The sequence below is a fragment of the Methylobacterium sp. WSM2598 genome, assembly GCF_000379105.1.
GTDB lineage: Bacteria > Pseudomonadota > Alphaproteobacteria > Rhizobiales > Beijerinckiaceae > Methylobacterium.
In genome coordinates this window covers 1,865,393-1,891,986 of the sequence record NZ_KB900609.1, presented here as the reverse complement: position 1 = coordinate 1,891,986, position 26,594 = coordinate 1,865,393, and the positions used below count along the sequence as shown (strand labels likewise).

The 26,594-nt window shown below is 70.0% G+C and carries 24 protein-coding genes and 1 pseudogene; 10 read left to right on the top strand and 15 right to left on the bottom strand.

The annotated features are described in order from the left end of the window. Window positions 1–6: 6 nt before the first annotated feature. The 8 genes and pseudogenes from MET2598_RS0108830 to MET2598_RS0108795 all read right to left on the bottom strand — a co-directional run bounded on the left by MET2598_RS0108830 (window position 7) and on the right by MET2598_RS0108795 (window position 8,297). Window positions 7–396: a hypothetical protein gene (locus MET2598_RS0108830; protein ID WP_012332800.1), complete on the bottom strand. Its 390-nt coding sequence runs from the start codon at window positions 394–396 to the stop codon at window positions 7–9. Between the two features lie 7 nt (window positions 397–403). Beyond that, window positions 404–937: a cytochrome c oxidase subunit 3 gene (locus tag MET2598_RS0108825; RefSeq protein ID WP_236728894.1), complete on the bottom strand. Its 534-nt coding sequence runs from the start codon at window positions 935–937 to the stop codon at window positions 404–406. Between the two features lie 101 nt (window positions 938–1,038). After that, window positions 1,039–2,956, bottom strand: a pseudogene (gene ctaD, locus MET2598_RS36180) (cytochrome c oxidase subunit I). Beyond that, on the bottom strand, window positions 2,953–3,969 hold the full coding sequence (gene coxB / locus MET2598_RS0108815; protein WP_018260580.1) for a cytochrome c oxidase subunit II: 1,017 nt from the start codon (window positions 3,967–3,969) through the stop codon (window positions 2,953–2,955). Before coxB ends, ctaD begins: the two are co-directional and overlap by 4 nt. Next, window positions 3,966–4,529 carry a c-type cytochrome gene (locus MET2598_RS0108810; RefSeq protein ID WP_012332804.1) on the bottom strand — a complete coding sequence of 188 codons (564 nt, stop codon included), beginning with the start codon at window positions 4,527–4,529 and terminating at the stop codon, window positions 3,966–3,968. The genes coxB and MET2598_RS0108810 overlap by 4 nt, the downstream gene beginning before the upstream one ends. Then, window positions 4,526–5,389 carry a substrate-binding domain-containing protein gene (locus tag MET2598_RS0108805; protein ID WP_018260579.1) on the bottom strand — a complete coding sequence of 288 codons (864 nt, stop codon included), beginning with the start codon at window positions 5,387–5,389 and terminating at the stop codon, window positions 4,526–4,528. The genes MET2598_RS0108810 and MET2598_RS0108805 overlap by 4 nt, the downstream gene beginning before the upstream one ends. 49 nt (window positions 5,390–5,438) lie before the next feature. Beyond that, the gene (locus MET2598_RS0108800) at window positions 5,439–7,280 is read right to left on the bottom strand and encodes a methanol/ethanol family PQQ-dependent dehydrogenase (RefSeq protein WP_084673798.1); all 1,842 of its coding nucleotides are present in this window, start codon (window positions 7,278–7,280) and stop codon (window positions 5,439–5,441) included. A gap of 399 nt (window positions 7,281–7,679) precedes the next feature. Beyond that, a complete protein-coding gene (locus MET2598_RS0108795) occupies window positions 7,680–8,297 on the bottom strand; it encodes a TetR family transcriptional regulator (protein WP_018260577.1) in 618 nt (205 codons plus the stop codon). A gap of 103 nt (window positions 8,298–8,400) precedes the next feature. Here MET2598_RS0108795 and MET2598_RS0108790 point away from each other — a divergent pair, with 103 nt between their 5' ends. Both MET2598_RS0108790 and MET2598_RS0108785 read left to right on the top strand, forming a co-directional pair. Next, a complete protein-coding gene (locus tag MET2598_RS0108790) occupies window positions 8,401–9,207 on the top strand; it encodes an SDR family NAD(P)-dependent oxidoreductase (RefSeq protein ID WP_012332808.1) in 807 nt (268 codons plus the stop codon). Continuing rightward, window positions 9,204–10,532 carry an SCP2 sterol-binding domain-containing protein gene (locus MET2598_RS0108785; RefSeq protein ID WP_018260576.1) on the top strand — a complete coding sequence of 443 codons (1,329 nt, stop codon included), beginning with the start codon at window positions 9,204–9,206 and terminating at the stop codon, window positions 10,530–10,532. Before MET2598_RS0108790 ends, MET2598_RS0108785 begins: the two co-directional genes overlap by 4 nt. Before the next feature lie 117 nt (window positions 10,533–10,649). On the opposite strand, the gene MET2598_RS43695 is transcribed toward MET2598_RS0108785, so the two are convergent. Together MET2598_RS43695 and MET2598_RS0108775 are read right to left on the bottom strand one after the other, a co-directional pair. Next, window positions 10,650–11,066 (bottom strand): DUF1330 domain-containing protein, encoded by a 417-nt coding sequence (locus MET2598_RS43695; RefSeq protein ID WP_442919006.1) that lies wholly within the window; start codon window positions 11,064–11,066, stop codon window positions 10,650–10,652. Further along, window positions 10,951–12,282, bottom strand: coding sequence for an acyltransferase family protein (locus MET2598_RS0108775; RefSeq protein ID WP_236728694.1), 1,332 nt, complete (start codon window positions 12,280–12,282; stop codon window positions 10,951–10,953). The genes MET2598_RS43695 and MET2598_RS0108775 overlap by 116 nt, the downstream gene beginning before the upstream one ends. 18 nt (window positions 12,283–12,300) lie before the next feature. On the opposite strand from MET2598_RS0108775, the gene MET2598_RS0108770 reads away from it, so the two are divergent. From MET2598_RS0108770 to MET2598_RS0108750, 4 genes are all read left to right on the top strand, one after another. Beyond that, window positions 12,301–13,776: a sensor histidine kinase gene (locus MET2598_RS0108770; protein ID WP_236728693.1), complete on the top strand. Its 1,476-nt coding sequence runs from the start codon at window positions 12,301–12,303 to the stop codon at window positions 13,774–13,776. Between the two features lie 141 nt (window positions 13,777–13,917). Further along, entirely contained in the window at window positions 13,918–14,217 is a 300-nt protein-coding gene (locus tag MET2598_RS0108765) for a hypothetical protein (RefSeq protein ID WP_018260572.1), read from the top strand. A 450-nt stretch (window positions 14,218–14,667) separates the two neighbouring features. Further along, window positions 14,668–15,477: a 2OG-Fe(II) oxygenase gene (locus tag MET2598_RS36175; protein ID WP_236728692.1), complete on the top strand. Its 810-nt coding sequence runs from the start codon at window positions 14,668–14,670 to the stop codon at window positions 15,475–15,477. A 406-nt stretch (window positions 15,478–15,883) separates the two neighbouring features. Continuing rightward, window positions 15,884–16,720 (top strand): lytic transglycosylase domain-containing protein, encoded by an 837-nt coding sequence (locus MET2598_RS0108750; protein WP_018260570.1) that lies wholly within the window; start codon window positions 15,884–15,886, stop codon window positions 16,718–16,720. A 272-nt stretch (window positions 16,721–16,992) separates the two neighbouring features. Here the strand turns inward: MET2598_RS0108750 and MET2598_RS36170 are convergent, their stop codons facing one another. Next, window positions 16,993–17,289 carry a DUF6894 family protein gene (locus tag MET2598_RS36170; protein ID WP_018260569.1) on the bottom strand — a complete coding sequence of 99 codons (297 nt, stop codon included), beginning with the start codon at window positions 17,287–17,289 and terminating at the stop codon, window positions 16,993–16,995. Window positions 17,290–17,995: 706 nt separating this feature from the next. Between MET2598_RS36170 and MET2598_RS0108740 the strand changes: the two genes are divergently transcribed. Both MET2598_RS0108740 and MET2598_RS0108735 read left to right on the top strand, forming a co-directional pair. Next, entirely contained in the window at window positions 17,996–18,232 is a 237-nt protein-coding gene (locus MET2598_RS0108740; protein WP_018260568.1) for a hypothetical protein, read from the top strand. Between the two features lie 613 nt (window positions 18,233–18,845). Next, window positions 18,846–19,877 (top strand): calcium-binding protein, encoded by a 1,032-nt coding sequence (locus MET2598_RS0108735; protein WP_018260567.1) that lies wholly within the window; start codon window positions 18,846–18,848, stop codon window positions 19,875–19,877. A 346-nt stretch (window positions 19,878–20,223) separates the two neighbouring features. On the opposite strand, the gene MET2598_RS0108730 is transcribed toward MET2598_RS0108735, so the two are convergent. The 4 genes from MET2598_RS0108730 to MET2598_RS0108710 all read right to left on the bottom strand — a co-directional run bounded on the left by MET2598_RS0108730 (window position 20,224) and on the right by MET2598_RS0108710 (window position 23,905). After that, complete coding sequence (locus tag MET2598_RS0108730) at window positions 20,224–21,111, bottom strand: helix-turn-helix domain-containing protein (RefSeq protein WP_018260566.1); 888 nt, start codon at window positions 21,109–21,111, stop codon at window positions 20,224–20,226. A gap of 178 nt (window positions 21,112–21,289) precedes the next feature. Next, the gene (locus tag MET2598_RS0108725; protein ID WP_036270725.1) at window positions 21,290–21,601 is read right to left on the bottom strand and encodes a hypothetical protein; all 312 of its coding nucleotides are present in this window, start codon (window positions 21,599–21,601) and stop codon (window positions 21,290–21,292) included. A 44-nt stretch (window positions 21,602–21,645) separates the two neighbouring features. Further along, window positions 21,646–22,641, bottom strand: a complete 996-nt coding sequence (locus MET2598_RS43690; RefSeq protein WP_442918991.1) for a hypothetical protein — start codon at window positions 22,639–22,641, stop codon at window positions 21,646–21,648. Between the two features lie 16 nt (window positions 22,642–22,657). Beyond that, a complete protein-coding gene (locus MET2598_RS0108710) occupies window positions 22,658–23,905 on the bottom strand; it encodes an MFS transporter (protein WP_236728691.1) in 1,248 nt (415 codons plus the stop codon). 478 nt (window positions 23,906–24,383) lie between these two features. On the opposite strand from MET2598_RS0108710, the gene MET2598_RS0108705 reads away from it, so the two are divergent. After that, window positions 24,384–25,109: a sulfotransferase family 2 domain-containing protein gene (locus MET2598_RS0108705; protein WP_018260561.1), complete on the top strand. Its 726-nt coding sequence runs from the start codon at window positions 24,384–24,386 to the stop codon at window positions 25,107–25,109. A gap of 414 nt (window positions 25,110–25,523) precedes the next feature. Then, window positions 25,524–26,159, top strand: coding sequence for a sulfotransferase family 2 domain-containing protein (locus MET2598_RS40855; RefSeq protein ID WP_330218364.1), 636 nt, complete (start codon window positions 25,524–25,526; stop codon window positions 26,157–26,159). The last annotated feature ends 435 nt before the right edge of the window (window positions 26,160–26,594 follow it).

Genomic DNA, 26,594 nt, shown 5'->3' with positions numbered 1-26,594 from the left:
GCCGCCTCACCGCTCGCACCCGCTGAACACCAGCCCGGCGACGCCGTGAACCCCGATCACGACGGCGAACAGGAGCGAGACCAGCACGCCGATCGCGGCGATCAGCCGGTGAGGACGGCCGCCCTCGGGCGAGTCGAGGGAGGTCGCGCGCGACCCGTCCGGGGCCGGCACCGTGGTCGCGTCGGCCTCCGGCGGCCGCTGACAGGCGCGCCACGAGGCGTAGCTCCCGCCCAGGCTCGCCGCGACCAGAGCCGCCGCGAGGAGGGGGATCACCGGAAAGCGGTGGGCGCAGCTCCAGGGCGCGAGCGCGTAGTTCGCCTGCGTGCTCACCAGCCACGCCGTCGGGCCGGCGAAGATTCCGGCGGAGGGCCATCCTCCGGTCAGCCAGTTGCGCATCGCACCCTCACCAGCGCGGCAGCCAGTACACGGCCAGGTAGATCGGCAGCCAGGACAGCACGACGAAGTACCAGTAGAAGGCGTTGTCGCTCACGTCGCTGAAGCGCTTGCCGGTCGCGTGACGCGTGAACATCAGGGCGGTGAGCACCAGCGTGTCGCCCGCATCGGTGATCAGGTGCGTCAGGTGCAGGCCGAGCAGCACCCAGGTGATCGAGCCGTAGGCGTTCTGGTCCCAGTTCACGCCGAGGCCCGTGAACTCGTAGAGCCGGACGGCGGTCGCCGCGATCGCGACGAGGGACATGATCACGAGGTCGCGCCGCACGCGCCCGAGGTCCAGCGCCTGCGCGTCGCGGTCGGCCACCCGGTTCGGCCAGAGGCTGGCGAGCAGGAGCAGCGTGTTGAGGGTTCCGGCCCAGTGGTCGGGCGGCGCCGGCGCCAGGGGCCATTGCGGGTTCTGCTGCACCAGGTAGAAGCAGGCGCCGAGCGCGAGCGCGAACCCGGTGCCCTCGACGACGAAGAAGCCGAGCGTGCCCCACCACATCGGGCTCGTCGGGCCGAAGCCGTAGGTCGGGAGGGCCGAGACGTCCCGGGTCACGCGCGGCGCGTCGGCCCGGGCGGGTCGCGCCTCGGCGCGCAGGGTGCTCATTCCTCGTCCTCCGGCGCGGTCTTGGGCCAGAACCAGCCGGTGAGCGCCGCCGCGATCGGCAGCGCCCCCCAGAGCACCGCGTAGGGTGTGAAGATCGAGCCGATGAAGGTCACCCCGACGGCGATCGCCGCCGCGAGCGGCCAGATCGACGGAGCGGGCGAGGTCTCGCGCAGCTGGGGCTCGGCCTCGGCCACGCTGCTGACGACCAGCTCGCGATGGCCGACGCTCAGGCCGGTCACGACGGGCAGGCCGCCCCGCTCCGCCCAGAGCGGCTCGCGGTGGGTGACGAGCGGGATGCGGTCGAAGTTCTGGGGAGGCGGGGGGGGACGCCGTCGCCCATTCGAGCGTGCCGGCGTTCCAGGGATTCGCGCCGGCGACGTCGCCGCGACGCAGGCTGGCGATCACGTTCCAGGCGAAGACGAGGAAGCCCGCGAACAGGATCAGCGCGCCCGCCGTCGAGAGGAGCTGCAGGTGTCCCCAGCCCATCTCGGGCCCGTAGGTGTAGACGCGGCGCGGCATCCCCATCAGCCCGCTGATGTGCATCGGGAAGAACGCGACGTTGAAGCCGACGAAGGTGAGCCAGAAGTTCCAGGCGCCGAGCCGCTCGCTCAGCAGGCGTCCGGTGAATTTCGGGAACCAGTAGTAGATCGCACCGATCAGCGGGAAGACGTTGCCGCCGATCAGCACGTAGTGGAAGTGCGCGACGACGAAGTAGGTGTCGTGGACCTGGGTGTCGATCGGCACCGAGGCGAGCATGATCCCGGACAACCCGCCCGCCACGAAGATGAAGAAGAAGCCGGCCACGAACAGCAGCGGCGTGCGCCAGACCGGCCGCCCGTCCCACAGCGTCGCGATCCAGCAGAAGATCTGCAGCCCGTTCGGGATCGCGATCAGCATGCTCGACGCGGTGAAGAAGGCCGCCCCGAGCTGCGGCAGCCCGGTCACGAACATGTGGTGGACCCAGAGGCCAAAGGACAGGAAGCCGGTGGCGATCAGCGACAGGACGAGGGCGAGGTAGCCGAACGTCTCGCGCCGCGCGAAGGTCGGGATGATCGCCGACACGAAGGCGGTCCCCGGCAGGAAGATGATGTAGACTTCCGGATGGCCGAAGAACCAGAACAGATGCTGGTAGAGCAGCGCGTCGCCGCCCTCGGCCGGGTTGAACAGGTGCGTGCCGACCAGCCGGTCGAGGATCAGGAAGGTCGAGGCGAGCATCACCGCGGGCAGCGCGAACACGATGATGAAGGAGTTGACGAACAGTGCCCAGACGAAGACGGGAATGCGGTCCAGCGTCATGCCGGGCGCGCGTTGCTTGAGCACCGTCACGATGATCTCGATCGCGACCGCGAGGCCCGAGAGCTCCGTGAAGGTGATCATCTGCGCCCAGGTATCGGCGCGCTTGCCCGGCGAGTACTCAGGTCCGGAGAGCGGCACGTAGGCGAACCAGCCGACATCCGGCCCGATGTTGAGCAGGAACGACACCCACAGGAACAGCCCGCCCGAGAGGTAGACCCAGTACGAGAAGGCATTGAGGCGCGGGAAGGCGAGGTTGCGGGTGCCGACCATCAGCGGAACGAGGTAGACGGCCATGGCCTCCCCGATCGGCACGCCGAACAGGAACATCATGGTCGAGCCGTGCATCGTGAAGAGCTGGTTGTAGGTGTCGGGACCGACGAGGCCGCTCTCCGGCCGGGCGAGCTGCAGGCGCATCACGAGGGCGGTGAGGCCGCCGAGGAACAGGAACAGGAAGGCCGTCACGATGTAGCGCCGGCCGATGATCTTGTGGTCGACCGTGGCGAGCGCGCCGAGGAGGCCGCGCCGGGTCCCCCAGACGCGGCCGAGCCGCGCGCTGAGCGCCGGCCCGTCGAGGTTCGTGTCGCGCAGGTCGCCGGTCGCGGACGCCACGTCGCTCATTTGAGCCCCTCGAGGTAGGCCGAGACGGTGTTCAGCTGGTCGGGGTCGAGCCTCACCAGGGGCATGTTGACCCCGGGCTTGATGCCGTGCGGGTCGACGATCCAGGCCGCCAGGTTGCCCCGGCTCATCGGCAGGGTGCCGGCGGCCAGGGTGCGGCGCGAGCCCACATGGGTGAGTTCCGGACCGTTGCGGCCGGCCGCGGCGGTGCCCCGCACCTGGTGGCAGAGGGAGCAGGGCGCGGCGACGAAGGCCGCCTCGCCCGCCCGGGCCTCGTCGCTCCCGGGCTCGGGACGGGGTGCGGCCTGCCCCCGGCGCCAGCGGTCGAAGCTCTCCTCGTTCTCCGCGATCACCAGGAGGCCCATCTTGGCATGCTGCATCCCGCAGAACTCGGCGCATTGGCCGCGGTAGAGGCCGGGACGCTCGGCGGTGAAGTGGATCGCGTTGGTCCGCCCCGGGATGAGGTCCTGCTTGCCCGTCAGGCTCGGGACCCAGAAGGAGTGGATCACGTCCGTGGAATCGAGCGTCAGCCGCACCGGCACCCCGACCGGCACGTGGATCTCGTTCGCGGTGGTGAAGCCGCGGCTCGGCTCGGGGTCCTCGTACTGCACCTCCCACCACCATTGGTGCCCGATCACGCGGATCGTCACCCGGGCCGCCTCGTCGCCGAACAGCCGGCGCTGCCCGGCGTAGCTCAGACCGGTCAGGACCAGCACGACGAGGCCGGTCGCGACCGTCAGTCCCGCCACGAGCGCGGTCGCGCGCCGCTCGCGCCGCGGGTCGATCGCCAGCGGGTCGGCGGTCTCCGCCCTCCTCGCCCGAACGCTCGCGAGGAGCGCGAGCATCACGGCCAGCCAGATCGCCGCCAGCACGGCGCTGAACAGCCAGAACAGCCACAGCAGGTCCCGCGCCTGCGGGCTGACCGGGTCCAGGGGGGACTGCACGAAGGTGCAGCCCGCGAGCGGGAGGGCGAGGCCGAGGGCCAGGGCGCGCCGAGCACTCCCCCGCGCGCTCATCGGGGCATCTGCCCTGACGGCGGAACGATCCCACCCGAGACCGGCGGGCTCGGGCTGGTCCGGTTCTCGGAGGGATGCGGATGCATGCTGTCGCTGCGGGAGGGCGCCGCGCTCGACGGCACGTTCCCGCTCATCGAGCGGACATAGGCGGCGAGCTCCCAGATCTGGTCGTCGGGGATGCGCCCGCGGAACGAGGGCATGCCGTTCGGCCGGCCCTCGCGGATGGTCTGGACAATGTTCTCGATCGAACCGCCGTAGATCCAGCGGTCGTCGATCAGGGCAGGTCCCATGCCGCCGCCGCCCTGGGCGTGGCAACCGCTGCAGTTGAACCACGTGAAGAGCTTCTTGCCCTGGCTGAGGTGGTAGGCGTTGCCCTCGAACTGCTTGGCCCGGCCGCTGGTGCGGGTGGTCGGCAGCGCCTCGCCCGGCGACAGATCGCTGAGGGCGACCTGCTCCCGGGACTCCGCCCCGACGGGGCTCGGGCGCGCCTCGCGATCCTCCCTCTGGCAGGCCGCGAGGGCGAGCGCGGCGAGCGCCAGCTTGGCCGAAAGCCGGTTCATGGCCCCGCCTCGACCCGGCGCGTGCCGTCCAGGCGGGGCACGTCGTAGCGGAGGAGGATCGCGTCGATCTCGGCCCGGTGGCGCTCCAGCGCCGCGCCCACCTCCAGGCGCAGATCCTCGTCCCCCCGTCGCACCCCCATGGCCACGTCGAAGACCATCGGCCCTTTCGGCCCGTCGATGGCGGGCTCGATCGGTGCCACGCGCAGGGGTGGGTCCGCCCGCGCCGCGAAGTAGCCGGCCATCGGCCCCCACGCGAGGGCGACGTCGATCTCTCCGCTGGCCACCGCGTCGATGATGCGGGCGGGCGGGTTCGGCGCCGCGTAGTCACCCGTGAGGAGGTAGCCGCGCACGTTCCCGGTCATGCCCCGGCGGGCGAGCGCCCGCGCGGGCGGGGTGCCGGCCGCGTCCTTGCCGACGAGCTGCACGCCCACGGTCATGCCGGCCAGGTTCGGGTCATCGAGCGACCGGATCGAGGGGCCCCCGGGACGCGACACGACCACGAAGGACGAGCGGTAATAGGGCCGGGTCGGCCGCAGGGCCTCGAGCCCGACCGGGATTCCGGGAACGAGATCGCACCGGCCAGCCAGGATGGTGTTGCGCAGGAAGCCGCGCCGCTGCGCCCACCACGTGTAGGTCACGGTGGCGCCGAGATCGCGGGCGACGATGTCGACGATCCGGTTCTCGAAACCCTCCCCGCCCCGGTTCGAGAACGGCAGGTTGTTCGGGTCCGCGCAGACCCGCAGCTCGCGGGCGCCGGCCCCCGAACAGGCGAGGGCAGCGGCGCAGCCGCAGGCGAGCCGGAGCAGCCCGGAGCATCGTCCGACGAAGCGGATGCCGGTCCGTCGAGGACGATGCGGCAAGGCCGACGACCCGGAGCAGCGTCCGACGGCGACGCGATCGGGCGCCGCGCTAGGGAAGGGAGAAGTCATAGAGCATCCCTCCCTTCGTCGTGACCTCCTTCAGGTCGCGCATGGCGTTGAGGAAGCCCAGCGCGCCGGTGCCGTCGCGCGGGTCGAGGTCGGCGGAGACGATGACGCCGGGCCAGCCGCCCACGCCCGACAGGATGGCGACGTGCTGGTGCCCGTCCGGGCCGCGATAGGTGGTCGGCTGGCCGATGATCCCGGAGCCGGTCTTGAACTGCCACAGGACCTCGCCCGTGCGCGCGTTCACGGCTTTGAACCAGCCGTCCATGGTGCCGTAGAAGGTGACGTCGCCCGCGGTGACGAGGGTTCCGCTCCAGACCGGGAACTCCTCCCTGATCGACCACGCGGCGCGCTCGCCCGCGACGTCCCAGGCGGTGTAGACGCCGCGGTGGCCTCCGGGACCGGCCTTCATCCGGACTTCCGACCCGAGATAGGGCGTTCCCGCGATGTAATTCGCCTCCATATGCTCCTCATCCATGCAGAGGTTCGTATGGGGCAGGTAGAGGAGACCGGTGCGCGGCGAGTAGGCCGAGGGACTCCAGTCCTTGGCGCCCGAGGCATTCGGGCAGATGTCGCGCATCACCTTGCCGACCTGGGGCTTCTTTTCCGGAATGTACTGCAGCCGCCCGGTCTTGAGGTCGACGCCGGTGGTGGTGGTGATGGCGTGGAAGGGCTTGGCCGACAGCACCTCCCCGCTGGTGCGGTCGAGGATGTAGACGTAGCCGTTGCGCTCCGGCCGCACGAGCACCTTCCGGGGCTGCCCCTTCCAGGTCATGTCGAGCAGGATCTGCTCGTTGATGCCGTCCCAGTCGTAGAGGTCGTGAGGGCTCCACTGGTAGAACCAGCGCGCCTGCCCCGTGTCGGCATCCCGCGCGAAGATGCCGGAGGTCCACTTGTTGTCGCCGGGGCGCTGGTCGGCGTTCCACGGACCGGGATTGCCGGTCCCGTGGTAGACGAGGTTGAGGTCGGGATCGTAGGACAGCCAACCCCAGACCGTGCCGCCGCCCTGTTCCCAGGCGTTGGGCGGCCAGGATCTGACACCGAGATCCTGGCCCTTGTCGGACTCGTAGAACGGCTTGAAGTCGGATCCGATCAGCACGTCCTTGTCGGGGCCGGTGTTGAAGGCCTTCCAGGCGACCTTGCCGGATTGCTGGTCGAGGGCCTGGATCCAGCCCCGCACGCCCATCTCGCCGCCCGCGTTGCCGACAAGGACCTTGCCGTGGGCGACGAGCGGCGCCATCGTCATGGTCTCGCCCAGGTGGATGTTGCCGACCCTGGTCTTCCAGGCCTCCACGCCGGTTGCGGCGTCCACCGAGACGACGTTGCCGTCGAGCGTGTTGAAGAAGAGGTGCCCGTCCGCGTAGGTCGGCCCGCGGTTCACGACGTCGCAGCAGGCGACCCCCTGCGCGGCGGCCTCGGGCTTGGGATTGTACTGCCACTTGAGCGGCGCGCCGGGCTTCGTCAGGTCGAGCGCGTAGAGGATGTTGGGATAGGGCGAGAGCACGTACATCGTACCGCCCACCACCAGCGGCGAGGATTCCTGCCCGCGGTTCACGCCCACCGAGAAGGTGAACGCCACGCGCAGGCTCTTGGCGTTCTCCGGCGTGATCTCCGCCAGCTCGCTGTAGCGCGTGCTGGCGAAGTTCTTGGCCGGCATCGTCCACTGGCCATCGTCGGCGGGTGCCGCGGCGACCGGAGGGCGGGGATGCTCCTGGGCCCCCGACGTCGGGTCTCGCGCCGCCGTGGAAGGGGCGGGCTCCTGCGCGGCTGCCAGGATCGGAACGGAGAAGCCGACAAGGAAGCAGGTCCTTAGTACGAGCCTCTTCACGAGGGCCTCTCTCGCTGTGCGGGACAGCTCTCCCGCGACCATATCCAAAATCTGATGCTGAAACTAAGTTACCGGATGGGGCAGTCTCGGCGCGAGACGGCCTCCGGACTTATCTTGTGTTAATCGACGAGAGGCGATGGCCGCTCAATTCCTGAGAATTCGACTGGGCTGAGCTCCGTCGTTTGAACGGACATTCCCGCATCATGCCCCCTCGCGGGCGCCGCGAAGGATCCGCGCGGGCGGCACGGCCCCGGTCGGGACTGCGCCGGGTGCCGCCTCATGCGACATCCGGTTGATGGCTTCGCCATCTCGCATTTCGGCAAGGCGGATGTCGGCTTCGCTCAGGCGCCGCGCTCAGGCGCGTGATCCGGGATCCGCTTCGATCAAGCCGATCCCGGATCAGGCGTCCGCGCAGGGCTTCGTCCGGGACGCTTCCCCGTCCGGCGGGCCGCCCGCCGCGTCCGAACAGGCCGCCAGGACCTCGTCGCGCAGGGGACCCGGACCGACCCCCCGCGCCACGACGACCGCCCCGACCATCGCGGCGAGACGCCGGATGGCCGCGGCGCGCGCCCGCGCCGGGCCCCGCCCATCGGGCTCCGCGGCCGCGACGCGGGCGACGATGTCCTCGACCCCCCGCGCGAGGGCCGCCGCCACCTCGGCCGAGCCGCGGCCCGCATCGATCCCGAGGGCCGCGACGGGACAGCCCACGCCCGGATGCGCGACGTGGTCCGCCGAGAGGTACTCGGCCAGGTAGGCGGCGAGGGCCGCCGCCGCGCCCTCGCGCGCGCGGCGCCGGTCGAACCGGTCCGCGTGGCCCGCGAAGGCCGCGCCCAGGGCCGCGGCGACGAGGTCATCCTTGGACCGGAAGTGCTTGTAGAAGCCGCCATGCGTCATCCCGGCCGCCTCCATCACGTCGGCGATGCTGGTCGCCTCGATCCCGCGCTCCCGGAGCAGGCGCGAGGCCGCCTCGACGATGCGGACCCGGCTCGCCGCCGCGGCCTCCTTGGAGACGCGCATCCCTTCCTCCCCCCGCTGCCTGCCGGTTGACATTTAGATGATAGGTGACATCCTCGCAATTAGATGTCGATTGACATCCCATCTGCCCGGCGAGGTCGCCCCGATGTTCCCTGCCCTCTCCCGCCCCCTCCCCCGCCTGCGCGACCGCTACGGGCCCGCCGCCCTCGTGACCGGAGCCTCGGACGGGATCGGACGCGCCTTCGCGCGTCAGCTGGCCGCGGCGGGGTTCGACCTCGTCCTCACGGCGCGCCGCGAGGCGGTCCTGACCGAGCTCGCGGGCGCGCTGCGGAGCCGCCACGGCGTCGACGTGCAGGTACTGGCCGCCGATCTCGCCGAGGCCGAGCAGGTGGGGCGGATCGCGGAGGCGACGGCCGGCCGCGACCTCGGCCTCCTCGTCGCCGCCGCGGGCTTCGGCACGTCCGGCCCTTTCATCGAGGGCGACCTCGCGGCCGAGCTCGGCATGATCGACGTCAATTGCCGCTCCCTGGCTGAGGTGACGCACGTCTTCGCGCGCCGCTTCGCCGAGCGGGGGCGCGGCGGCATCGTCCTGCTGAGTTCGCTGGTGGCGTTCCAGGGCGTGCCCCGGGCGGCCAACTACGCGGCGACCAAGGCCTACGTGCAGAGCCTGGCCGAGGGTCTGCACGCGGAGCTGCGCGCGCGCGGCGTCGACGTCCTGGCCGCGGCGCCCGGCCCGGTCGTGAGCGGCTTCGGCGGGCGTGCCGGGATGCGGATCGCGGCGGGCCAGACGCCCGACGAGGTCGCGGCGGGCAGCCTGCGCGCCCTGGGACGGCGGGCCACCGTTCGCCCCGGCTTCCTGGCGAAGGCGCTGGAGACGGCGCTCACCCCGCTGCCCCGTTTCGGCCGGGTGGCGATGATGGGCCGGGTCATGGCCGGGATGACCGCGCGATGACGCCCGCTTCCGAGGGGCCCGCTCCCCTGCGCGCCGTGGCGGGCGGCGACGGCGTCGTCCCGCGGCTTCGCGGCGACGACCTGCTGGCGCTGGCCCGGGCCTGCGGCGCCGACGATTGCGGCCTGGCCTCGATCACGGATCCGGCGCTGCGCGAGGAGGTTCCCTCCGTGACGAGGGCCTTTCCGGCCGCCCGGACCCTCCTCGCCCTGGTCGGGCGCATGCACCGCGAGCCGGTGCGCTCCCCGGCCCGCTCGGTGGCGAACCTGGAATTCCACAGCTCGGGTCACGACCTCGACGGGGTCGCGCGCCGGATCGTGCGCCGGCTGGAGGATTCGGGCATCCGCGCGCTCAATCCGGCCATGGCCTTCCCGATGGAGATGGACGATTTCCCGGCGCGGGCCTGGGTGGTCTCGCACAAGCGGGTCGCGGAGGCCGCCGGGCTGGGCCGGATGGGCCTGCACCGGAGCCTGATCCATCCCCGCTTCGGCTCCTTCGTCCTGCTGAACACGGTGCTGATCGCGGCCGAGGTCGACGCGCCCGGGACGCCCCTGGACGTCGCCCCGTGCGTGTCGTGCAAGCTCTGCGTGGCGGCCTGCCCGGTCGGGGCCCTGAAGCCGGACGGGGCGTTCGATTTCTCGGCCTGCCTGAACCACAATTACCAGCAGTTCATGGGCGGCTTCGCCAACTTCGTTGAGGACATCGCGGAGAGCCGCTCGGCCGCCGATTACCGCGCCAAGCACGGCTACGCCGAGACGGTGACGCGCTGGCAGAGCCTGTCCTACGGCCCGACCTACAACGCGGCCTACTGCATCGCGGTCTGCCCGGCCGGCGAGGACGTGATCGGCCCCTACCTCGCCGACAAGGCCGGCCACCTCCGCGCCGTCGTGGATCCGCTGAAGGCGCGGACCGAGCCGGTCTACGTCGTGCGCGGCAGCGACGCGGCCGCGCACGCGGCGCGCCGCTTCCCGCACAAGCGCCTCCGCTTCGTGCGCCAGGGCGCCCGGGCCACCACCGTCCAGGGCTTCCTGTTCGGCATGCCGCTGACCTTCCAGCCCGGGCGGGCCGGCGCCCTCTCGGCGGTCTATCACTTCGCCTTCACGGGGCGCGAGGCGGCGAATGCCACGGTGACGATCCGCGACCGGCGCATCACGGTGGCCGAGGGGCACCTCGGCCGACCGGACCTGCGCGTCACCGTCGAGGGGGCGGCCTGGCTGCGGTTCCTGAACCGGGAGGTCAGCCTGCTGCGCCTGCTCGCCACCGGCCGCCTGCGCCTGCGCGGCTCCCCGCGGCTGCTCGCCGCCTTCGGACGCTGCTTCCCGGCCTGAGCGGAGGCGGGATCACCCGACATCCGACGGATCGCGTCGCCATGCGGATTTGGGCTTCGCTCAAGCGCCGCGCGGGCTTGTGACACGCTGTCCGGAACTGATCGTCCGGACAGCGGATCACACCCCCTCGACGATGCGGATGTCGCGCTCGGCGCTGCCCGCCAGGAGGGCCAGCGCCTCCTGGTAGGCCGGGCTGTCATGGGCCGGGCTGTCATGGGCCGGGCTGTCATGGGCCGCGCGGGCCTGCTCCACGCTGTCGGACTCGATGAGCACGGTGCGCTGCGGGAGCCCGGCCTCGCAGACCTGGGCCGGCAACCCGCGGGCCAGGATGCGGCCGCCGGCCGCCGCGATCGCCGGAGCGCTGCGCCTCGCGTAGGAGGGTGCGCGTCGGCGCCGATGCGGCTCCGCGGCCGCGGCGTCAGGACGCGCTCTTGGTCGAGGCGACGGTCCCGTCGCGTCCGGAGCGCGCGTAGCCCCCCCGCACGCGGGCCCAGGCCGCGGCGATCCCCGCCGCGATCCCGTCCTTGCGCTCAGCCACGAAGCGCAGGACCGCCTTCTTCCTCAGCATGACCTTCGATTCGAGCCCGTGCCAGGAGATCGCCGCGAAGACGGAGGTCACGCAGAGGCTGAGCACGAAGTTCAGGTACCAGACGCGGTGGCCCGGCATCAGCTGGGTGACGGCCTGCTGCACGGGAAAGCCGTACAGGTAGAGCCCGTACGAGTAATCGGCCGCCCTCGTCAGCCACTTTCCTCGGAAATCCAAGAGACCAATGTATATAGTCACGTATGAAACGAAAACGGAGGCAAGATCCTCGGCAACGCGGCTCGATTGCAGGACGCAGAAGGCGTAAAGGCCGGTGCAGATCAGGAACAGCAGCGTGGAATGGGCGATGACTTCCTTATTCAGGTAGAGCGCGACGCCGAACATGAAGCACAGGACGAGCATCCTGCCCGGAGGCTGGGCGGCCGATGCCAAGCTGCCGCCGTTGTGATCCCTCATGATCAGCAGGACGAGGAAGGCCGCGAAGGCGCCGAGGAAGAGGCGCGGGCGCTGCGTGAGCCCGATCACGGCGGCGATGCTGATCGCCACGTAGCATTCCAGCTCGTGGGGGATCGTCCATAGCTGGGCGTTGACCAGGTTGGGTACCGGCAGATCATTGAACACCCCCGGCAACGTGAAATGCACGTCGCCGAATACGTTCAGCAAGTAGACATAGAATGTCTTGTCGGTGAAGTATCCGCGCAAGGTCAGAACCGTGAAGAGCGGGCCGAGGATCAGGGCCGAAATCACGACCTCCGCCGTGAGCGCGGGAAAGATGCGGATCACCCGGAGCACGGCGAAGGACAAGAGGTCGTTTCTCACCACGGAGCCGGCCACCAGGAAGCCCGAGAGCGCAAAGAATGCCGGGACCAGGAACCACACCAGGATCTTCAGAGGGCTGTGATACAAACTTTCCTCTACAACCAAGCCATAACTCGTCGCCACCGAATGCCAAAGGATGATACAAATAGACAAAGATGTACGCAATAAATCAAATCCCCGTGGCCGGCAGCTTGCCTGCTGCCATTTCACGTCAAGCGAAGTCATCGGATCGCTCCATTGCGGATCGATGTCAGGTCGCGGCCCGCAGCGGTTATCTAGGCATTCCTTCGAGCGCCGATGTTGACGGTCATCAAATCGGCCCGCCGGCGCGTGCTGCGCGGCATTTGCGCCGATTCGATTCCGCGGGCTAACCTTCGCGGCGTTCACGGGCCGATGCGCGGGAGGATGCGATTGAGCGCCCCATGGCCGCCCGGCGACGGCGAGATGAGCCGGCGCATCCGTGGGTACGACTGGGCCTCGACGCCGCTCGGACCGGTCGAGGGATGGTCGCCGCCGCTGCGGATCATGGTCGAGCAGGTGCTCGCCTGCGCGGCCGTGTCCTCGCTGGTCTGCGGCCCCGCGCGCATCCTGATCTACAACGACGCGGCCGCCCGCCTGTACGGCGACCGACACCCGGCGGCGCTGGGCCGGCCGCTCCCGGAGGTGTTTCCGGAAGGCTGGGCGGTCGTCGCCCCCTTCTACGCGCGCGCCTTCGCCGGCGAGAGCGTCGCCGTCGCGGCGCAGCCCCTCGACACGCGCGGCGAGGGCGATCCGGGCGCGGACGTGTTCGACGCCTTCCTGACGCCGGTGCGCGACGGCCCGACCGTCGCGCAGGTCCACATGGTCGGCATCGAGGTCGGCACCCGCGCGCGGGCCGAGGCGGCTTTGCGCGAGAGCGAGGCCCGCCAGCGGGTCCTGATCGAGGGCATCCCGCAGCTCATCTGGCGCTCGCGGGACGGCGGACATTGGATCTGGTCCAGCCCGCAATGGAGCGCCTTCACCGGCCTCTCGGCCGAGGCGAGCCGCGGTCTCGGCTGGCTGGAAGCCCTGCACCCGGACGACCGGCAGGCGGCGGCCGCCGCCTGGGTCGACGCGGATTCCGGCGGCCCGCTGATGATGGAGACCCGCATCTACAACGCCTCCGAGGGGCGCCACGGCTGGTTCGCGACCCGCGCCGCGCCGGTGCGCACCGAGAGCGGCGCGGTGATCGAGTGGCTCGGCACCTCGACGGACATCGATCAGCTGCTGCGGCTGCGGGAGCGCCAGAGAGTGCTGGTGGCGGAACTCCAGCACCGCACCCGCAACCTGCTCGGCGTGGTCCGGGCGATCGCCGACCGCGTGATCCCGGGCGAGGCCGCCCTCGCGGAGGTCCGCACGCGGTTCCACGACCGGCTCGCCGCGCTCGCGCGCGTGAACGGCCTGCTCTCGCGCCTCGAGGACAGCGACCGGATCGCCTTCGACGCGCTCATCCGCACCGAACTCGCCGGCCACGGCGTCGTGGTCGATGGGCGCGGCGGCCGGGTCGCGCTCGAGGGACCGCGCGGCATCCCCCTGCGCTCGGCGACGGTGCAGACGCTCGCCCTGGGCTTGCACGAACTGGCCACCAACGCGCTCAAATACGGGGCCCTGTCGCGGCCGGAGGGCCGCCTGAGCGTGTCCTGGCAGGTGGTTCGGAGTGCGGGCGGCGCGCGGCTGCGGGTCGCGTGGCGGGAGCGCGGCGTGAGGGTGCCGCTCGGAGCGGACGGAGAGCCCCCGCGCCGCGGCTACGGCCTGGAACTGATCGAGCGGGCGCTGCCCTATCAGCTCAGCGCCGAGGTCGCCTACAGGCTCGGACCCGACGGCGTCGACTGCACGATCATGCTGCCGCTCGCGCCCGGCTGAGCCTTCCGCCGCGGCCGCGACGCGGGACGGGCTCCTGCGGGCATCGCCCCGGGCGGGTCGGCCGCAGGGGCCCGCGCGGGCCGTCCGAACCTGCCTGCGGCTGGCGGGTTGCTCCCGGGACGACCGCTTCCGGAGCCCGCCATGCGGATCACCGTTGCATCCCTGACGCTCGGCCTCGCGGTCGCGCTGCCGGCACCGGCGCCCGCGCGGGCCGCCGGTTCGGCCGCGCCTCCCGCCGACGCGAGGGACGTGTTCTTCGCCTACATCCCGCCCAGGGCCGAAGGCTCCGCCTTCGTGCCGCGCCGGCCCGAGGCCACCGGCAGCATCCCGGCGCCCGCGGCCCACCACCCTCCGCGGGATCGGGGGCTCCCGAACCAGGCGCTCTCCGGGATCAAGGGCCAGAAGGTCGTGCGCGACATCTGCATCGGCTGCGACCCGTGACGGGCCCCTCGCCGGACCGGCACCCGCGCGCGTCGGTCTCGCGGACGGGCGGTCCCGCCCCGCCGGGCTCCCGCGAGGGGAGGCGGCCGACCACGCCCACCACCCCGACGGCCATGCTCGGCGAAGCCGCCGCCATCGTCGCGGCGCCGCGCCGGTGCGCCGGGGCGCTCCCGGGTCGCACGCCGTCCGGTGCCCGTCGCGCACGATGCCGGCTCCCCACCGGGATCGGCGTCCGGGTCGCGGCGCGCGGACAGGGCGCCGTCGCGCGGCCCGCGGCCGAGGGCGACGGGCGCGTCGCCCGGCCAAGTCGAGCGGGGACGATCCCTCGATCGAGTCCCGCTGCCCTGGCTTGCAAGCAGACTAGCTTGCAACTCTCGATGCGTGGGACCAGTGAGGGAAGTGAGCCGCAGATCCCAAACTGCTCCTGCACTGGCGCCCCGGGCCCCGTCCATGCAACGCGATGTCTTGAACGATGACAGGTATTTTTCAGAGTCGGATCTTGCCACATTGAGAGATGTTTATCGGAACGCCGCCCCTTTTCCGCATCTCTTATTGAAAGACGTATTTTCAGAGTCACTTCTCGATTTAATTGTTCAGGAATACGGGACAGGCGGACCTGCGCTCTGGACGAGCTACAACACCGAATTGATGAGGAAAAGGATCACGGCACCGAATTCGACCCTCCCTGCCGCAGCTCAGCTCTATTTCGACGTGGTGAGCTCGCCACGCTTCATTCGATTCCTGTCGAGTTTGACCGGCATCCAGAACCTCCTGCCGGACCCGAGCTTGTTCGGCGGAGGCATGCACGAGGTGTCCGGAGGTGGATTGTTCGAGGTCCACGTGGATTTTCAGAGCCAGCCGGAGACGAAGCTCGACAACAGGCTGGCCCTGATCACTTACCTCAATCGCGACGGGACGGACCAGGACGGGGGCGCCCTGGAACTCTGGTACGCGGAGCCGGCGCGGCGCGGGGCCGTGATCGCGCCGGTGTTCGGCACCACGCTGATCATGGGGCAATCGGCGACCGCCGCCCACGGCCATCCGCGCCCGGTTCGGCCCGGCCGCGCGCGCCGGGCCCTGATCGCCTACTACTACACGAACGGTCGCCAGGACGGCGGTCGTTCGGACAGCAGGGCCACCGTCTACGTCCGGCACCCCTCGCTGCGCGCCCTTCAGAGACTGCAGATCATCCTGCGCGGGACGCTTCCCCGGCCGATCCTGGCGGCGCTGAAGGCGCTCTACGCCAGGTTCCGGACCTGACCGCCCCTCGGGCTCGGCGCGCGCCGAACCCTCGAACGGACGACGCGCCGCCGCGGGAGGCCTCGCCCCGCCGCCCCCGCCAGTACAGGCACCCGGCGACCCGAGCACGGTGTTACCTCAACACAACACTCGCTCGAAATTGCTCCGAAACTATAGTCTGTTAATTCCTGCGCGAGCGACCGAGCGCGAGTTGCCCTGTGTGGGTCTACCATGCAGAGTGATGAGGAGGAGCGTGTGGAACTCATCCTGGTGGTCGGGACGGTCGCGATGATTGGCGGCGCGCTTCCCCTTTTCCACGGTTATCGCCTCGTTGCCTCGCGCAGCCGGTACCGGAGGTCGCGCAGGAGCAGGGCGATCGCGTGGGACGCTCCGGCGAATTGATGCTTCGAGGTGGCGGGAGAGCAGGATGGTGTCGCCCGGCCCGGACACGACCATGCGGCCCCTCAGGCCCACGAGCCTGCGCGCCTACCGGGCCCGGGTGACCCGGAGCGCCCTCGTCCGGGTCGCGGTGCGAACCGTCGCGGGCCGCAGCCTCGCCCTCTCCGGCGCGCTCGCCGCGGTGCTGTTGCTCACCGCCCCGGGCGTGCTGCCCGGCGAGGACGGCGTGCAGCCGGCCATCGCCCTGGCGGCCCCTCCCCCCGCCCCCGCCCCCGCCGTGCCGCGCATCGCGCGGGAGACCGGCCCGGGCGGCCCCGCCCACGCCTATGTGAGCCGCGCCCACGCGGCGACCGCGGATGCCCCGCCCTCCCCGCTCGCCGTCTCGACCATCGCCGACGCGTGGTCGGCGGCCTTCTTCGGCGACCGCGAGCGCGTGACCGCGTACATCGCGGATGCCGCGCTGGCCCACGATCTGCCGGCGGAGTTCCTGCTGCACCTGTTGAAGCAGGAGAGCGGCCTGAACCACCAGGCGGTCAGCCGGGCGGGCGCCCTCGGCATCGCCCAGTTCATGCCGGCCACGGCCGGCGAGCGCGGCCTCGTCGACCCGTTCGATCCCTTCGAGGCGATCCCGAAATCGGCGGAGCTGCTGCGGGAATTCCGGACGCAGTTCGGCAATCTCGGTCTGGCAGCGGCGGCCTACAACGCCGGACCCCGGCGGGTGCGCGATTGGCTGGCCGGTCGCTCCTCCCTTCCGGCGGAGACGCGCAACTACGTCGTGCGGATCACCGGCCGGACGGTCGAGGAATGGAGAGTGCGCGGGGATCTCCTCGGCTTCGCCGACCCGATGCCGCGTCGCGGGTCCTGATCCGCGCGGCGGCGCGGGATTGCGGGCCGCCCCCTCCCGGCCGCGGGAGAGACTACGTAGGCGCGGAACGATGAATATCTCCGCAAGTTGATGATCAGTAACGCGGTCGATCTCTGGACAGATTCGAAGCACATCCAAGCAGGGCGACGTGTCGGCGGCCGCGTCGCCTGCCTGAAAAGACGCTCCCCGGGGCGTCATCGGCGTCGGGCACGGGCTGGCGGGCCGCCCGGACCGCACGTGCGCGCCTCCGGGCAGGCCGCGCCGGCCGCGCGTCAGGACTCGCCCAGAAACGGCAGCATCGCGAGGATCGCCCCGGCCGCCGACCTGATCACCAATGTCCAGTTGCCGTGCCGGTCGTCCGGGTCGTCGCCCAGCAGCGTCTCGGCGATGACCCGTTCGGCCTGGTCCAGCACTTCTTCGAGCGAGGCCGCCTCGACGCCCTCCTCGTCGCGGATGAGGTCCCGGCCGTCGGAGAGATCAACGTAGAAGCGCTGCATCAAGTCAGCCCCCATTGCCCCTCGCCGCGTGCGCACGAACTCCGCCTGCGCCGCGGGCACGTCGTCCGGCATGGGCGAAACACGCCGTCCGGTGAAGCTTCGGGCGCAGCGGTACGCAATTTGACGCGTTACTAGTGATGGTCGCGCGTCGCGGTACCTGCTATATGTCAATAACAAACTAAAAAACATGCTCGGGACGCTTGGAACGAAGTGAATCCATGCTCGTTTCGACCCGACGCTCATCGGGTGCGTGAGCTTGCTTGCAATGAGGCGTGGCGATGCATTCACGGCGCTCTGTTGAACCGAAGAGCACGTCGGTCTCTCAAGCGAAGAGAGTCGAGTCGATTCGCAACCACATCAGGAAAATCCTCTCAAGTCAGATCAAGGCTAGATTGCAAGGCGTCGAGCTCAAAGACTGACAGCCGCGCGGCTCGCTTCCGCGCGCATGACAGGCCCGGTCCGACGGAGCTTGATCTGACCGTCATCCCGGCCGGACGGGGCGAGCCGGTCGCCACGTCCGCCCCGCCGCGGCCGGGAACGCTGGCCTCACGGGGATGACTTGATCGGCCCGTGACTTCGTCGGCGCGTGACTTGGTCAGCGGATGGATCGGCGAGGGCCGGGCCGCGGTGCATCGGACGCCGGACGCGCAGCCGTCACGAGATCTGCCGTCCATCAACTCAGGCGACCGGAATCCCGGTCATGATCGGGCATCGGGGAAAGCCGGCACGCAATCGGGTCGCGTGGCGTGGAACAGGGGCGTTTCGAATGCGTCGCGGGATGGATTGGGACCGGTATGCCGTATGCCACTGGCAGGATCCGTGCGGGGACGGCCGAAGCTTCGGCATCGGCAGCCGCACGCAGGCCTTCGAGACACTCTCGGAGGCCATCCTGTTCGCCGTGACTCAGGATTTCGGCGAAGATCGCACCGTTCGCATCAGCTGCGGCGGCAGCACGTACTGCGCGGCCGACATCAAGCGACTCGTCGAGCGCTTCGATTTTCCCTGGGACGATTAGCGCCTCGCGGCTCGCCCGGGACGTCGGCGGGTCCGGGGCGGCGCGGCAGGCCCGGCGAGCGCGGGCGGGATCCGGGCGCGGCGGGAGCGGGTCCTGCGCGGCGCCTCTCACCGCAGGACGGACGTCCCGCCCCGAGCCGCTCGGGCGGGCGACCGGCGCCCGCGCGGCGATCCTCGCGCCCGAGCCCCCCGCCCCTCGCCCGCCCTGCGGTGGGCCGCGCCCGGCGGCGGGCCCGCGCGACGCGCGGCCGCGCGGTCGACGGCGCGCTCCGAGCGGCATCCGTGCCGGCAGGGCCCGCCGCGGCTTCGGCCCGGTTCCGCGCGGCCCGGATGCCCGGCGCAAGATCGGAACCCGGGGCTTCTCCCGTTCTCCGACACTCACTCGGACTCGTTCAGGGCTCCCCGCCGAGCACAATAGTGTCCCAAGTGCCCCGCCGCGCCGGTCACGCCGGGCTCCGCGGACGCAAAAACTCGCGACTAGTCTCAAATAGACTCGGGTCGGCCTGCGGGACTCGCACATGTAATTGCGCAGCATAGCGGCGGCATTCGTCGCCATGGGCAGGAACAAGGGAGGGTGCGCAAGGTTGGTCACGGCCTCACAGGGAGAAACGCCCATGGCGACGCTTAACGGCACTCCGGGACCCGACCAACTCATCGGCACGAACGCGGCCGACGTGATCAACGGGCTGGCAGGCAACGACGTCCTGCTCGGCGCACTCGGCGATGATCAGATCAACGGAGGCGCGGGCTTCGACAGGATCGACGGCCAGGACGGCAACGACACGCTCGACGGCGGAGACGATCCGGACTACGTGGCGGGCGGCCCCGGCAACGACGTCATCTACGGCCGCGGCGGCAGCGATCAGCTGATCGGCGAGGCCGGGGACGACCTGATCTACGGCAACGAGGGCGACGACTACGCGGCCGGCAATCCGGGCAGCGACACCCTGTTCGGCGGCGCCGGGAACGACTTCTTCGTCGGCGAGCAGGGCAACGACTTCGTTTTCGGCGACGAGGGGGACGATTTCGTCTCCGGGGGTGAGGACAACGACATCGTCCGCGGCGGGATCGGCTACGACTACGCCGACGGCGACCTGGGCGACGACACCGTCTACGGCGACGAGGGCAACGACGTCGTGTTCGGCGACGCGGGCAACGACCGCCTGTTCGGGGATACGGGCTTGGGCGGCGGCGGAAACGACACCGTGAACGGCGGCGCCGGCGACGACGTCGTGTTCGGCGAGACCGGCGACGATCAGGTGTTCGGCGGCGACGGCAACGACTTCATCGGTGCCGGGGCGGGCAACGATTACCTCTCGGGCGGCGCCGGCACCGATTCACTGTACGGCGAGGACGGCAACGACCTCCTGTTCGGCAATGCCGGCAACGATGAACTGGTCGGCGGCGCCGGCGCGGACACCTTCGCGTTCGGGCGCGGGGACGGGCAGGATCTGGTGCGCGACTTCGTGTCGGGCACCGACGTGATCGCCTTCAACAACAACGCCTTCGCGAACTTCGCGGCGGTGCAGGCGGCGAGCCGGCAGGTCGGATCGGACGTCCTGATCAGCTACGGCGACGGCGACACCATCACCCTGCAGAACCGGCAGGTCGCCACGCTGACCGCCGCCGACTTCACCTTCGGCTGAGGCCCGCCCGGCGACCGGGCGCCGTCCGAGACGCGCCGCCCGGTCGTGTCGCGCCGAGGCGGTCGCTGAACGAGAGCGAGACGGCTCCCCCGCGCCCTCCACGGCGCCGGCGCGGGCGGCCCCCCTCGCGAGGGCAGTCCCCCGCGGGGACGGGGTGAGGAACGGGTAACCGCACCAGCCCCGAACCCGGCAGGCCCCGCCGGGGCCGGCGCTGGCGGCCCGCGCCGAGCCGACCAGCCTCCGGCAGATCCGGGGCGGTTCAGCCTCGCCGGGTGCTTGCACGGCACCGAGCGGCTCGCCGCGATGCGGAACCGGGCGCCGTGGGGGCTTCCACCATCGATCCTCGTCAGATCGCCGACCTCTCCAGCGCGGCCCTCAGGAGCGACGCCGCCGTCGCGCCCTTTGCGGCCCGACTCCAGATCTCGTTCGCGATATTCTCGTAAAGTTGAACCGGTTGTTTATCTTCCGTTACCATGGCGACGCCAGTCTTGATGTTGGGAAGGTCGCCTCCCAGACGAAATGGGCTGAGCCCGACCAGCGTCCTGTCAGACACCCTGAAGAGCTGAAAGGCCATGTTCGGCAGGATCTCGTTGATGATGCCGATCTGGATACCCATCGGCTCACGCTCGATGATGCCGAGGAGGTGCTCGACTTCGGCCCGCGCGACCCGTCGACGCCTCGCCACCTCGGAAGCGGGCAAGTCGAACCGGCCGACCACGCCGATCTTCAACCACCGCTCGATTTCCGGCAACGCCACGAAGTTGATGACGCTGAGCCGGCGGCGGTCGCGCAAGGCCTTGCGCTCATCGAGGATCGACACGATCTGCTCGATCTCGGAGCAGGCCCTGCACGATTCGGCCTCATACGAGGGCAATGCCTCGATCAAAGTCTTTCTCAGGAACGCCGAGTAGTTTTCTGACGTCAGCAGATATGACATGGGCGGAAAATGAGCAACAACTTGATCGCATTGTTCTTCTAATTGACGCATGCGCTCGAAATAGCTGACCGAGCTGGCGTAGTACTCGACGCCCGCGCCCAGCAGCGAGGCCAAAGTGGTGCTCAGGAGGGCGGCGAGGCGCTCGAGCGTCTCGACCTTGACGACCTCGCCGCCCTCGATCCGGTAGACCGCCGCCCGCGAGATGCCGAGGCGCTCCGCGACCTGCTCCGCGCTCAGGCCCTGCCCGATCCGGTACGCGCGCAGCCGGTTGCCGATCTCATCCGGGCGGATCGCCATGCCTCTGTCCCGTCGCCGCGTCTCATTCTTGAGACAGATAGGTCAGTGCGCGGATCGTGAGAAGTGCCGGTCGGGGCCTCGTCCGGAGGAGGCGCGCAATCCTCTCGATCGGCGCGGCCCGGCCGAGGCTGCCGCCGATCGATGCGTTCGCCGCGTCTCCGCCGGTGTCCCGATCGGTCTACGCGTCGGCCAACTCCGTTTGCGCGATCTCGTTGAGGAGCCTGATCTGCTGCTCGGCGCTGGCGTTCTCCGGTTGCACCGCCCTGGTCATGAGGTCCTTCAGCCTGTCGAGCGCGACCGTGCCGACTTCGGGAGACAGCGGCTCTTCCGCATAGGCCCAAATGAACTTGCTGACGAGATCCGACAAGAGCCGCATCAGGGCGGCGTGATCGTGATCATGTTTCCTGATGATTTTGGCGCGTTCCCGGAATTCAATGTACGTATTCACGCCGCCTTGCTGGGCGTTCAGCCAATTCGAAAGGTCCTGCATGGTGTACACTCCTCTCACTCGCTTCGGAGGGATCCGGTATTCCGTCAGGGCGCGGCCCGCGATCGGTCATCGTGGTGGGTCGACCACGCGGCTCTGTCGGTGAGGAAGGCCGCGACCGCCCGCCGCCCATCCGCCGAGGGGGGCGCGCCCTGATCGGCGCCCAGGACGTCCCCCGAGGCCGGCGCGTGGAGCCTCGGCCCCTCGGCGAGCACCCGCGGCTCGGTGCGCGGGGGGCGCGCGCCGAGGAAGGCTCCGGCGCAGCCTCTCGACGGCGTGGCCCCGTCGCGCGGCGGCGCGGGCCGGCGCAGGGCGATCGCCGCCGCGGGCGGCCCCGCGCGACCGCGGCGCGGATCCCGGTTCATCGGGCGGCCTCCTCCAGGGCAGCCCGCATCACGGCGACGCCCGCCGCGAAATCGTCGAGGTCCATCGCCTCGGCGGGGTTGTGCGAGCCGTGGCGGTTGCGGACCAAGATCATCGCGGTGGGGACGCCCGCATTGGCGAAGACCGCCGCGTCGTGTCCGGCCCCGCTCGGGATGGTCTCGTCGGGCAGGCCGAGGCGCCGGGCCGCGGCGCGCGGCCGCCTGAGCCAGGGGCGCGAGCGTCGCCAACCCCGCGCCGCGCCCGACCGCCACGATGGAGCGCCAGCCCGGGTCGAGGGTGAATCCGACGCCGAGGGGCCCCAGGATGTCGAGGTGGTCCCCGGGCCTGAGCGTGTCGAGCCCCCGCGTGCCGGCCCCGGCCACCTTGTAGAGGAACTCGACCTGGCGCCGGATCGGGTCGGCGCCGTAGAGGCTCATCGGGCGGCGCAGGAACGGCTGCTCGCCGGGCGGGTGCGGGCACAGAAGCTGGAAGAACTGGCCGGGCGCCGCGCCGGCGGCCTCGGCGCCGCACCGGACCACGAGGTGGCGGTACTGGGCGTTGACGGTCCGGTTGACGACGACCTCGGCGAGTTCGGCGACGATGCTGGCCTTCCAGGTCGCGCGGGAGGCGGGGCGGGCCGGCGCGCCGGTCGCGGGCGCCTGGGCGAGGAGGTCCGACATGAGCGTCTCCGCCCGGTTACACGAGTTCGGCGCCGCGCCGCTCGGGGATGAGCAGCCACAGGGCAACGATGTCGAGGAGGTAGAGGGCCGCCAGCAGCCCGATGGCGAATGCGAAGCTGGAGGTGGCGGCGAGGGCGCCGACGACGACCGGCCCGAACCCGCCGACGGCGCGGCCGATGTTGAACAGGACGTTCTGCGCCGTGGCGCGGGCCGGGGTCGGGTAGAGCTCGCTGATCAGCGCGCCGTAGCCGCCGAGCATGCCGTTGACGAAGAGGCCCATGACCGCCCCCGCCACGAGGAGCTGGACGGGATCCGTCAGGCGCGCGTACAGGACCACCATGACGGCCGCGCCGAGCATGTAGATGAAGAAGGCGGGGCGGCGGCCGATGCGGTCGGCGAGGTGGCCGAAGCAGAGGATCCCGACCGCCATTCCGGCGATGGTCACCGCGGTCCAGGCGGCCGACTGGGTCAGCGCGAAGCCGAACCGGGTCGACAAGTAATTCGGCAGCCAGATCATCACGCCGTAATAGCCGAAGTTCTGAACCGAGCAGAGGATGACCATGCCGAGGCTGAGCTTCGCGGTCTCGACATCCTTGATCAGCAGGCGAAGCGCCGATTCCTTCGGCCTGTTCTGCGTGCCCGCCACGAAGACGTCCGGCTCGTGCAGCGAGTGGCGGATGACATAGGCGACGACCGCCGGGAGGACGCCGAGGGCGAACATCCCGCGCCAGCCGATCACCGGCAGCAGGAGGGGCGTGGCGAGAGCCGCCGCGAGCACGCCGAACTGCCACCCCAGGCCGACATAGGACGACGCCCGGGCCCGCTTGGAGGCGGGCCACGCCTCGGCGACGAGGGCCATGCCGATGCCGAACTCGCCGCCGAGCCCGATCCCCGCAACCGTGCGATAGATCAGGAGGTCCCAGTAGCCCCGCGCCAGGGCGCAGAGGCCGGTGAAGACGGCGAACAGCACGATGGTCCAGGTCAGGACGCGGACGCGGCCGAGCCGGTCGGACAGCATGCCGAAGCCGACGCCGCCGATCACGGCGCCGATCAGCGTCGCGGTCACCAGCGAGGCGCCCTGCGCCGCGCTCAGACCCAGGTCGGCGGATATCGCCTTGAGGGCGAAACCGAGGATCATGAGATCGAACCCGTCCATCGCGTAGCCGATAGCCGACCCCCACAGCGCCTTTCGGGCGGCGCTGCCGACGACGCCCGCCGCTGCGTGGTCCGCAGGCCCATCCATGGTCGAAACGAGATCTGCCACCTTGCTCCTCCGGGGATCCGCCACCACGATCGTCCGCATGGGCGCGCCGCGCGCGACGCGGTCAGACCGTGCCGACCCATCTGCGAGCGGTCCTTGCTACGCAGGAAGCACTGTTCCTCGCGCGTCCGGCCTGGGGCGCGTGTCGTGACCTTCACGTCGCGAGATGCATGCCGCACGCCACCGAGGTGCTGTAGGGGCAGCACCAGTCCGTTGTGTCACGCGCTGATCTCATTCGCAAGAAAAGTCTCATTATTGAGACAAGCGGAAAGGACGTCTCCCTCCGGAGCCGCGCGCGCGAGGGGCGGAGGGTCGATCGACCGGGCGATCATCGCGCCCGCCACCATGACCTGGAAAGCACCGCCCCGATCGGCGAAGGTCGCCCCGCCGGCCTGCCCGTCTCGGCAGCCCGGCGAAACCGGTCCGGCCGGCCACCCTGGCGGAGATTCCCACGAGCCGCACCACGCTCCGGGACACGACCATGCGACAGATCTCCATCCTGCACATCGGAGAGACCGGCGGCACTGCCCTGCGGGCCGTCGTCGACGCGCACAAGGCGCGCCATCCCTCCGCCGCGATCGAGGTCTTCCCACATCACGTGACGCTGGCGCACCTGCGCCGCGATCACCCCGAGAGCGGGATCGTCTTCTTCGTCCGCGAGCCGGTCAGGCGCTTCGTGAGCGGGTTCAACAGCCGCCTTCGGAGAGGTCAGCCGCGCTACAACGTCCCATGGTCGCCCGACGAGGAACTGGCATTCACCCGGTTCCCCGATGCGAGTGCGCTCGGCGAAGCGCTCGGGGCCGACGATCCTGGGAGACGCGACGATGCCGCACGCACGATGCGCAGCATCGCGCATGCGCGGCGTGACCTCACCCATTATCTCGGTTCGGTCGAGGCTCTCGACGCCGCGCGCGATCGCATCCTGCTCATCGGCAGCCAGGAAACCTTCGATTGCGATGTTGCCAAGTTGAAAGTTCTGCTTCGGATCGACGATGATATTCATCCGCTGCAGGACGATGTTGCGGCCCACCGCAATCCCGCTGCTCTGCCGCGCGATCTGACGCCGGCCGCCGAGCACAACCTGAAGATTTGGTATTCCAACGACTATCAAATCTATGAATGGTGCAGGCCGTTCCGCGAAGAGCGCGACGGCAGGAATGCGGGCACCAGGGCGTCGTCCGACGACGTGGCCGCAGGTCCGTCGTAGACCGCATCGTCACCAGCACGACAGCCAGGCGCGAGGGGCGGCGGGCGCGGCCGGACGGACATCGTCAGCCGAGCGTGAGCGGCGACGGCGGCGCCCGTCACGCGGCGACGCCTTCGGGGCGGCGTCGGCTTCTCCGGTCCCGGGGTCGCGGGGCGAGTCCGGCCCGACGATGGATCGGCGGCGGACCGGTTACGGTACCATATTACCGCAGAGGTCGGCGGAATGTCTGCTATCGCTCCGAGATGACATCCTCTGACGCAGGTGCCTCGCCGTCGGTCCGGGAATTCGATCGTGATCTGCAAGCAGCGAAAACTGATATTCATTCACATTCCGAAATGCGGTGGCACGTCGATCGAAAATATCATCTGGACAAATGAGTAAGAAAGGAGCGAAGACACACTCTGGAACGGCTTCATAGGACCATTTTCTAATTGGTATCAGACAGACGGCCTGCAGCACCTCACAGCGAGTCTCGTAAAGAGGCACATAGGCGACAGTTTATTCGATGAATGCTTGAAGTTCGCTGTCGTCCGTAACCCGACGGATCGCATCGTATCACAGTTCAAATACATGTCGGTACGCTCGGATCTTCGGGAGTTCATCGGCCTGAAGGATCGTTACGAATTCGAGGATTGTTTGGAAGCCATTCAAAAAAGGAAACATGTCCAATGGATGCCGCAGGTAGATTTCATTCGTTCCGCGTCCGGAGATACTATCGTGGACAAGATCTACCGGCTGGAGGATCTGTCATCCGATCCTTCGCCTCTCGCCGCCGATATCGGAATTCCCATCGAGACCCTGCCCCGTGAGAACCACACTGACGGCGTGAGAAAACCCGTCTTGAAACCATCCGACTTCAGCATGATCGTTGATATGTTTCGGCAAGATTACGAATTCCTGGGTTACAGCATCCCGACGCTGGATTCGGCTCGATCGCACGATCCGGAGCATCCCGGCAGCGGCCCTGCCATCGCCCCTTGGGCCGAGGGGGAACGGCAGGACCGTCGTGGCGAACGCGACGCAGGCCGCGCCTCCGACATGCGGCGCTGAGAGCCTGTTGCGCGATCCGAGCGGTGAGCCTGCCGGCGCATGAGGGTTGCGCCGCTCGCGGCGCGGATCAGCGCCTGCGCGCCGGACGAGGCGAGGACGTCGGCGGATGTGATCGGGAGCCGCCCGCCGGAATCGACCGCGATTCGACGCTGAGGGGCCCGGCCCTTCCCGACAACGGCCGCTTCGCCGCGCGGTCCTGGCGGGCAGCGCCCGTCGCGGATCGGCACTGTGACGTACTCATAAGCCTCTAATGCCGGGAAGCCGGTGTCTCCCTTTGCGGCATCGGCGGCGACGCGTGGCGCACGGCGGCGGGAACCACGGCAAGAGGGACAAACCGCGGCGCTAATCCGTTCTCAATACCGGACAAATTAGCGAAATTGGCGGAGAGGGAGTCCGTCATACGCACTTCCACCCACGTCCAGCAGCATCTGCCAC